The following is a 7,584-nucleotide window of genomic DNA, read 5'->3' as shown; positions in this document are numbered from 1 at the left end:
GGGGGGGGGGGGGGGGGCGGGGGGGGGGGGGGGGGGGGGGGGGGGGGGGGGGGGGCCCCCCCCCCCCCGCGGCCCGCCCCGCGCTCAGTGCTTGGCCCGGCTGGGTTGGACCCGCTTCGGCTCGCCCTGCATCTTCGGATGGTCCGGTGGGTACGGCAGGTCGCCGAGCCCGTGGTCGCGCTCGTCCCTGGCGGCCAGCTCCAGGGCGGCCGTCAGGTCGAAGGCGTGGTCCTCCAGGTCCGCGTGCACGTCGCCGAGCTCGGCGAAGCGGGTGGGCATCGTCGCCAGGTCGAAGTCGCGCGGCCGGGCGTCGTCAAGTTCTGACCAGCGCAGCGGGGCCGAGACCGGCGCGTGCGGGCGCGGGCGCACCGAATAGGCGCTCGCGATCGTCCGGTCCCTGGCGGTCTGGTTGTAGTCCACGAAGATCTTCGCGCCCCGTTCTTCCTTCCACCAGGAGGTCGTCACCCGGCTCGGCGCACGGCGCTCAAGCTCCCGGGCGATGGCGATGGCACTGCGCCGGACCTGCACGAACGTCCACTGCGGGGCGATCGGGACGTAGACGTGCAACCCGCGTCCGCCCGAGGTCTTCGGCCAGCCGCGCAGCCCGAGCCCGTCCAGGACGTCGCGCAGCTCGTGGGCGGTGCGCACGGCGTCCGCGTACTCCGTGCCCGGCTGCGGATCGAGGTCGATGCGCAGCTCGTCGGGATGGTCGGTGTCGGTGCGGCGCACCGGCCACGGGTGGAAGGTGAAGGTGCCCAGGTTGGCCGCCCACGCCACGGCCGCGACCTCGGTGGGGCACAGCTCGTCCGCGTACCGGCCGCTGGGGAAGGCGATGCGGCCGGTGGGTATCCACTCCGGCAGGTTGCGCGGCGCGCGCTTTTGGAAGAACGACTCGCCGGCTACCCCGTCCGGGTACCGCTCCAGCGTCGTCGGCCGGTCCCGCAGCGCACGCAGCACCCCCGCCCCGACCGCGAGGTAGTAGCGCACCACGTCCTCCTTGGTGAACCCGCGCTCGGGGAAGTACACCTTGTCCGGGTGTGACACGCGTACGGTGCGCTCACCGACCGTGAGCTCCAGGGCCTCTCCCATGCAGCCACGCTAGGTCGGTACGGGGCGGCGCGCCTGTCGACGCGGTGTCGGTCGCGGGTCGGGCTGCGGGGCCGGGCTGTGGGGCTGGGTTGTGGGGCCTCGGTGGTGGGGCCCGGCCCCGGGGGGTCGGCGGGGCCGGGCAAGCGCTCGGCGAAGGTGTGGGGACGCCGGCTCGGCGGGCGCGCCGGGGCCGCGGGCCGCACAATCCACACCATGGACCTTCCGGTGATGCCGCCGGTGCGGCCGATGCTGGCCAAGCCCGCGGCGAAGATCCCGCCCGGGATGAACTACGAGGCCAAGTGGGACGGCTTCCGTGCCGTCGTCTTCCGGGACGGCGCCGAGGTGGAACTCGGCAGCCGCTCCACCAAACCGCTCACCCGCTACTTCCCCGAACTCGTCGAGGCCCTGCGCGCCAACCTGCCCGAGCGCTGCGTCATCGACGGCGAGATCATCATCACCCGGGGCGACCGGCTCGACTTCGAGGCCCTGCTCGGCCGCATCCACCCGGCCGCCTCCCGGGTGCGGCTGCTGGCCGAGTCCACCCCGGCCAGCCTGGTCGCCTTCGACCTGCTGGCGTTGGGGGACCGCACCCTGCTCGAAGCCCCGCAACAGGAGCGCCGCGCGGCACTCGCCGACGCCCTGCGGGACGCCGCGCCCCCCGTCCACCTGGCACCGGTCACCGCCGATCTGGCACGCGCACACGAGTGGTTCCAGCAGTTCGAGGGCGCCGGGCTCGACGGCATCATCGCGAAACGGCCTGATCTTCCCTATCGACCGGGCGAGCGGACCATGGTCAAGGTCAAACACGAGCGCACGGCGGACTGCGTGGTGGCCGGCCTGCGCCCGCACAAGAGCGGTCCCGTCGTCGGCTCGCTGCTTCTCGGCCTGTACGACGACGCCGGCCGGCTCCAACACGTGGGCGTCTGCGCCTCCTTTCCGATGCGCCAACGCGAAGCCCTGATGCGGGAGTTGGAGCCGCTGCGGATGGCAGACGCCGCGGGGCACCCGTGGGCGCAGTGGGGCGAGGAGAGCGCCCACGCGCACAGCAGGATGCCGGGCGCGCCGAGCCGGTGGAGCAGCGGCAAGGACCTGTCCTGGATTCCGCTGCGCCCCGAACGGGTCTGCGAGGTGGCCTACGACCACATGGAGGGCGACCGCTTCCGCCACACCACCCAGTTCCGCCGCTGGCGACCCGACCGGGAACCGGAGGGCTGTGACTACCGCCAACTGGAAGAGCCCGTCAGCTACGACCTACGGCGCGTGCTCGGTAGTTAGGAACTGCACCCCCCGGCTCGGGGTCGGAGTACGGGGTGGGTCCGACACCCAGCCTGCGGGGTGGGCCCCGTCAGGCCAGGGTGACACCGGCTCCCCCCGGCCGCGTACCGACGTCACCGCACCACCTGGCCCCCGCGTCCCGCCTCCATGCGATCAACGCGCCTGTTCCACAGCCTGGTTGGCATGAGTACGTGCGCCCCCGGGGCGTGAGTACCCCACCAGGTCCCCGGTGGGCACGCGCATGATGGAGTCGGCGACATGCCCGAGGACACGACATCCCCCACCGTGCGTCCGACCCTGTGGAAGGCGCCCCTGGCCGTCTCGCTGACCGGCCTGCTGTTTCTGTCGCTGGAGTTCGTCTGGTTCTGGGAGGGCACCGACAACGGACTGTCGGTGATCATGATCTTCGCCGCGTCGCTGTTCGCGGTCGGCTGGGTGCTTCCCCCGCGCCCCGTCCTGCACGGCCTGCGCATGGGCCTGCTGACTTCCGCTCTGGTCGTCGCGGCGGTCCCGCTGGTGCTGGCCATGCTCCTCGGCCTGGCGATGTCCAGTGGCTGACCCACCCTCCCGGCGGACCGGAAGCAGGGAGGTGGGGAGACGCCTGCGGTGTGAGTGATGAGTTGATGTAGCGTCACATATGGAATGTCGTACGGGACTTATGCCGTACGGCGGACTAGACGGAGTGTGCAGGAAGGGCCGCCCAAACGGTGCGGCCCTTTCCTCGTTCGCCGTGCACCACGCCCCAGGTGTCGGCCAGCGTCTCCACGAGCAGCAGACCACGGCCGTGCTCGTCACCCATGGTGGCGTCGCGCGGAACGGGGTGGGTGGCGCAGCCGCCCTGATCCCGCACCTCTATCCGCAACTGGCCGCGCACGGCCTGGAGTACGCAGGATATGGAGGTGCTGCTGGTGTGTACGACGGCGTTGGTGACGAGCTCCGAAATCACCAACTGGGCCGTGTCCCGTGCGTCTTCGGAAACATCCTTGCGGCTCAGCCATGCGCGGACGCGGTGCCGTGCGTCGGAGGCCGCCGCACGCTCGGCCGGGAGGTGAAACGCCTCCCGAGGGGGTATGCCGGTGCTGCCGGGCGCCAGCGGGGTGGGCGTCAGGTCAGGAGCGATCACGGCCGTTTGCCTTCCATGTGCCTGCGGGGGGAGGGGTGTTGCGGGGCGGAACACAAGGAGTGGACGGCTCGGGAGGGTCGCCGGGCCAAGACCGTGAAGCGGGGGGTGGCCATATCTCTATGATCGCTGCCTCACTCAGTCAGCAAGGGGCACTCTGCGAAATGCAGAATAGCGAGCGCAGTCTGTTGGTGTCAGCGGAAGCGTGGCACACTGCATTGAACAAGCCATATGCGGAGGTGCGATGTGGGTGAGGCGCGATCTGCCCCGACGGTCGGGCAGATAGTCCTCGGCATGCGGCTGCGTGACCTCCGGGAGAAGGCCGGGGTCACGTTCGAGGAGGCGGCGAAGGCGCTGCACGTCAACCAGACGACGGTGCGCCGGATGGAGAAGGCCGAGGTCGGCCTCAAGCTGCCGTACGTGGAGAAGTTGCTGCGCACCTACGGCGTCCCGGACGACGAGGTGGGGCCCTTCCTGGAGTTGGCCGGCGAAGCCAACCAACCCGGCTGGTGGCACCGGTTCCGCGACGTCCTGCCCGACTGGTTCAGCCTCTACGTCAGCCTGGAGGGCGCGGCCAGCCTCATCCGCACCTACGAACCGCACTTCGTCCCCGGTCTGTTGCAGACCGCCGACTACGCCAGGGCGCTGCTGCGCGTCGGCTTCCCGCACGCGAGTGAAGAAGAGCTCGACCGCCGGGTCGAGCTGCGCCTGGAACGCCAGCAACTCCTCACCGGACCCGATGCCCCGCGCCTGTGGGCCATCGTGGACGAGACCGTGGTGCGCCGCCCGGTCGGGGACGCGGACGTGATGCGCGCCCAGATCGACCGGCTCATCGAATCGCTCGAACTCTCCAACGTGACGCTCCAGATCGTTCCGTTCAGCTCCGGGCCGCACCCGGGGATGTTCGGACCGTTCCACCTGTTCAGGTTCCGGGTGCCGGAACTGCCCGACGTCGTTTACAACGAGGGCCTGACCAGCGCCTCGTACCTCGACGAGCGCGCCGACGTGGCGGCCTACCTCGAAGCCCTGGACCGCATGGGCACGCAGGCCGTCCCAGCACCACGCACCGGGGCCTTCCTCGGTGACCTTCGCAAGGAGCTTTGACCGTGAACAAATCCGTGGCAGACACCGACCATGTCTACAACGGGATGCCCGCCAGCGCGCTCGGCACCGATGGCTGGCGCAAGCCCTGGAGCGGCCCCAACGGCGGCAGTTGCGTCGAAGTGATGAAGCTTGCCGACGGGCGGGTGGCGCTGCGGCAGTCCACCGACCCCGACGGCCCCGCACTGATCTACACCGTTCGTGAGATGGAGCAGTTCCTGCACGGCGCCAAGGGCGGCCAGGCGGACTTCCTGCTCACCTAGCACCACCGGGCACCACCCCCGCCCACCCCCGACAGTGCCGCACCACCACCGCGGGCACAGCCCCAGGCCAGGCCGCGGCGGCGACAGCATCAGGAACCGGAGGACCAGATGACCGAACTCGGTCGCGCAGCGAGCCGGATCGACACCAGCAAGCCGCATCCGGCGCGCATGTACGACTACTACCTCGGTGGCAAGGACCACTACGAGGTGGATCAGCAGGCTGCCGAGAAGGTCATAGAGATCAACCCAGGCATCAAGATCTGCGCCGGCACCAACCGCCGCTTCATGCACCGCGCCACCCGCTACCTGGCCGGTGCCGGTATCCGCCAGTTCCTCGACGTCGGCACCGGCATTCCCACCGAGCCCAACCTGCACCAGGTCGCGCAGGGTGTGGACCCGCAGGCGCGGGTGGTGTACGCCGACAACGACCCCATCGTGCTGACCCACGCCCAGGCGCTGCTGCGCAGCAGCCGGGAGGGGCGTACGGCCTACATCCACGCGGACGTGCGCGAGCCGGAGAAGATCTTCTCGGCCGATGAACTGCACGAGACGCTGGACATGAGCCAGCCGGTGGCGCTGTCGCTCAACGCGCTGCTGCACTTCGTGCCGGACGAGTTCCAGGCGTACGAACTCGTCCAGCGGATGGTCGCCGAGCTGGCCTCCGGTAGCTATCTGGTCATCTCGCACGTCACCTCGGACTTCGCCCCCGACGTGTGGGCGCGGGTGGTGGACGTCTACCACCGCGGTGGCATCCCCGCCCAGACCCGCTCGCGCGCCGAGGTCGAGAGGTTCTTCACCGGTCTCGAACTGGTCGAGCCCGGCGTCGAGGTGCCGCACCGTTGGCAGCCGGACGCCGATACCGACGGCGACGTCACGGACGCGGACGTTTCGCTGTACGCCGCGGTGGCGCGCAAGCCGTAGCCACCCCACCGGGAGCGCGACAGACGCTCCCCACAGACGAGGACGCCCCCCTCGGGGGTGGCGGGCGTCCTCACCAAGGAAGGTGCCCCCGGCCGGCAAGGAACGGCCGGGGGCACTGGGCTCAGGCGACGACGGCCCGCGCGACGGTGTCCGCGTAGGAGCCCGGTGCGGCGATTACTCAGCTCGGGCCCTCGGGCCGCCGCACCGCGCAGGCCGCGGTGCCACCCGGCATCCGCTGCCGGTTGTCCGCCACCAGCCGGTAGACGCCGTGGCCGATCCACCGCAGCGGCGGCAGGCTGAGCAGCGCGCCCAGCGGGGTCCAGCCGCGCCCCGCGTTGAGCAGCAGCTTGGCGACGGCCATCACCCCGCCGTAGACCCGCCCGAACGGGGTGACCCACAGCAACTCGTGCTCGGCCCTGGCCTGGGTGGTACCGAGTTCGGCCAGGTCAGCGAGGTGTGCGGGCGTCACATCGCAGCGCGGCCTGACCCGGCGCTCGACGAAGGCCACACAGCGGGTACAGAAGGCGCAGTCGCCGTCATAGATCAAGACAGGTCGGGTCCGCATGCGCCCCATCATGCCCCGCCGGCCAAGACCGCCGGCCTCCGGGCCCGCACTCCGCAGGCAGCCGGCCTCGGAGTACGGGCCCGGCGGCCGGCGCCCGTCCGTACAACCCTCGCCGGCGCTGAGCAGTCCCCTCTCGTGCAAGCAGCCGGCCGTCCACACCCCAACCAGGGGTGAAGAGAAGCTGAACGCGCCGTGTCCGGCTCGCCCTGTCCACGTCGGAGGACCCATGCACCAGCGCACCCCCGCCCTGGCCCCGGCCCTGATCGCCCTCGTCGTCGCCGCCGTCTTGACCCCGGCCGCGGCCCCCACGGCACATGCGGCGACGCCGCGCCCGGCGCAGCCGTACGACCTCGACGGTGACGGGTACCGCGAGGTCGTCATCGGCGTGCCGAACGGCACCGTCGCAGGTCAGCAAGGTGCCGGCTATCTGGCCGTGGTGCCGGGCTCGGCGGCCGGTGTCGAGCCTGGTGGGCGCTGGACCGTCAGCCAGAACAGCCCCGAAGTGCCCGGCGCTGCCGAGCCGTACGACGGGTTCGGCACCCAGCACGCCAGCGCCGACCTCAACCGGGACGGCTACGCGGACCTCGTCGTCGGCACGCCGGGCGAGGACGGCCCGTACGAGGGCGGCGGGCGGATCACCATCGTGTGGGGCGCGGCCACCGGCACCGGCGGCGCCACCGACCTGCCCGGCGCCCGGGCGTACGGGGGCGTCGGCGGACGCGGTGGGGCGGGCGCCGACGTCGACGGCGACGGGGCCCTTGACCTGGTGGCAGCCAACGACGGCGAGGAAGTGGACTCCCTGGCACTGGCCCGCGGCCCCTTTGCGCCGGGCCGCACACCCGCCCCGCTGACCCGGCTCACCGACACCGGCATCATGCACTTCAGCAGCGTGGTCGGGCTCGCCGTGGGGGACTTCGACGGCGACGGACGGGCCGATGTGGCGGCGCCCTGGCTCGGGCTCGAAGGCGACGGCACGGCCCTGCTCCGCGGCACCCCCACCGGCCTGGCCCGCGCCGCCGACTGGCACCGGGAGAGTGGCGGCCACACCGCAGCGGCCGGCGACTTCGACGGCGACGGCTATGCCGACCTCGCGCTCGGCGGTGCGGTGAGCGTCGGCCCCGACGACCCCGACTGGGAGCCGCAGTACCCGGTCGTGGCCGGGGGCGGCGGCCCGGGTCGGGGGCGGTACGGCGGGCCGCCCGCGCGGGCCGGGGGCCCACCCCCCCTGGCCCGAACCCCCGCGCCGCCCG

The 7,584-nt window shown here is 72.0% G+C and carries 9 protein-coding genes; 6 read left to right on the top strand and 3 right to left on the bottom strand.

The features are described 5' to 3' along the window. Nucleotides 1–84 precede the first annotated feature (84 nt). Entirely contained in the window at nucleotides 85–1,089 is a 1,005-nt protein-coding gene (ligD, locus tag AAHZ94_RS24460; protein WP_349995260.1) for a non-homologous end-joining DNA ligase, read from the bottom strand. A gap of 213 nt (nucleotides 1,090–1,302) precedes the next feature. Here ligD and AAHZ94_RS24455 point away from each other — a divergent pair, with 213 nt between their 5' ends. After that, on the top strand, nucleotides 1,303–2,364 hold the full coding sequence (locus tag AAHZ94_RS24455; RefSeq protein ID WP_349995259.1) for an ATP-dependent DNA ligase: 1,062 nt from the start codon (nucleotides 1,303–1,305) through the stop codon (nucleotides 2,362–2,364). A gap of 285 nt (nucleotides 2,365–2,649) precedes the next feature. Further along, a complete protein-coding gene (locus tag AAHZ94_RS24450; protein ID WP_349995257.1) occupies nucleotides 2,650–2,922 on the top strand; it encodes a hypothetical protein in 273 nt (90 codons plus the stop codon). A 115-nt stretch (nucleotides 2,923–3,037) separates the two neighbouring features. Here the strand turns inward: AAHZ94_RS24450 and AAHZ94_RS24445 are convergent, their stop codons facing one another. Next, nucleotides 3,038–3,487 carry an ATP-binding protein gene (locus AAHZ94_RS24445; RefSeq protein ID WP_349995255.1) on the bottom strand — a complete coding sequence of 150 codons (450 nt, stop codon included), beginning with the start codon at nucleotides 3,485–3,487 and terminating at the stop codon, nucleotides 3,038–3,040. Nucleotides 3,488–3,730: 243 nt separating this feature from the next. Here AAHZ94_RS24445 and AAHZ94_RS24440 point away from each other — a divergent pair, with 243 nt between their 5' ends. The 3 genes from AAHZ94_RS24440 to AAHZ94_RS24430 all read left to right on the top strand — a co-directional run bounded on the left by AAHZ94_RS24440 (nucleotide 3,731) and on the right by AAHZ94_RS24430 (nucleotide 5,769). Then, on the top strand, nucleotides 3,731–4,588 hold the full coding sequence (locus tag AAHZ94_RS24440; RefSeq protein ID WP_349995253.1) for a Sco1979 family transcriptional regulator: 858 nt from the start codon (nucleotides 3,731–3,733) through the stop codon (nucleotides 4,586–4,588). Nucleotides 4,589–4,632: 44 nt separating this feature from the next. Then, nucleotides 4,633–4,848, top strand: a complete 216-nt coding sequence (locus tag AAHZ94_RS24435) for a DUF397 domain-containing protein (protein WP_349995261.1) — start codon at nucleotides 4,633–4,635, stop codon at nucleotides 4,846–4,848. A 108-nt stretch (nucleotides 4,849–4,956) separates the two neighbouring features. Continuing rightward, nucleotides 4,957–5,769, top strand: a complete 813-nt coding sequence (locus AAHZ94_RS24430; RefSeq protein ID WP_349995251.1) for an SAM-dependent methyltransferase — start codon at nucleotides 4,957–4,959, stop codon at nucleotides 5,767–5,769. Nucleotides 5,770–5,947: 178 nt separating this feature from the next. Here AAHZ94_RS24430 and AAHZ94_RS24425 read toward each other — a convergent pair whose 3' ends face one another. After that, nucleotides 5,948–6,334, bottom strand: a complete 387-nt coding sequence (locus tag AAHZ94_RS24425) for a thiol-disulfide oxidoreductase DCC family protein (protein ID WP_349995250.1) — start codon at nucleotides 6,332–6,334, stop codon at nucleotides 5,948–5,950. A 226-nt stretch (nucleotides 6,335–6,560) separates the two neighbouring features. On the opposite strand from AAHZ94_RS24425, the gene AAHZ94_RS24420 reads away from it, so the two are divergent. Then, on the top strand, nucleotides 6,561–7,584 hold a 1,024-nt coding region (locus AAHZ94_RS24420; RefSeq protein WP_349995248.1), incomplete at its 3' end, for an FG-GAP-like repeat-containing protein.

The sequence above is a fragment of the Streptomyces sp. HSW2009 genome, assembly GCF_040240285.1.
Lineage (GTDB): Bacteria > Actinomycetota > Actinomycetes > Streptomycetales > Streptomycetaceae > Streptomyces.
The sequence above is the reverse complement of the archived record's forward strand: the minus strand, read 5'-3'. Positions and strand labels throughout refer to the sequence as shown.

Bases quoted from the DNA above. Each gene is read 5' to 3' on its own strand.
- ligD (WP_349995260.1), bottom strand. From the start codon at position 1,089: ATGGGAGAGGCCCTGGAGCTCACGGTCGGTGAGCGCACCGTACGCGTG.
- AAHZ94_RS24455 (WP_349995259.1), top strand. From the start codon at position 1,303: ATGGACCTTCCGGTGATGCCGCCGGTGCGGCCGATGCTGGCCAAGCCC.
- AAHZ94_RS24435 (WP_349995261.1), top strand. From the start codon at position 4,633: ATGCCCGCCAGCGCGCTCGGCACCGATGGCTGGCGCAAGCCCTGGAGC.
- AAHZ94_RS24430 (WP_349995251.1), top strand. From the start codon at position 4,957: ATGACCGAACTCGGTCGCGCAGCGAGCCGGATCGACACCAGCAAGCCG.
- AAHZ94_RS24425 (WP_349995250.1), bottom strand. From the start codon at position 6,334: ATGCGGACCCGACCTGTCTTGATCTATGACGGCGACTGCGCCTTCTGT.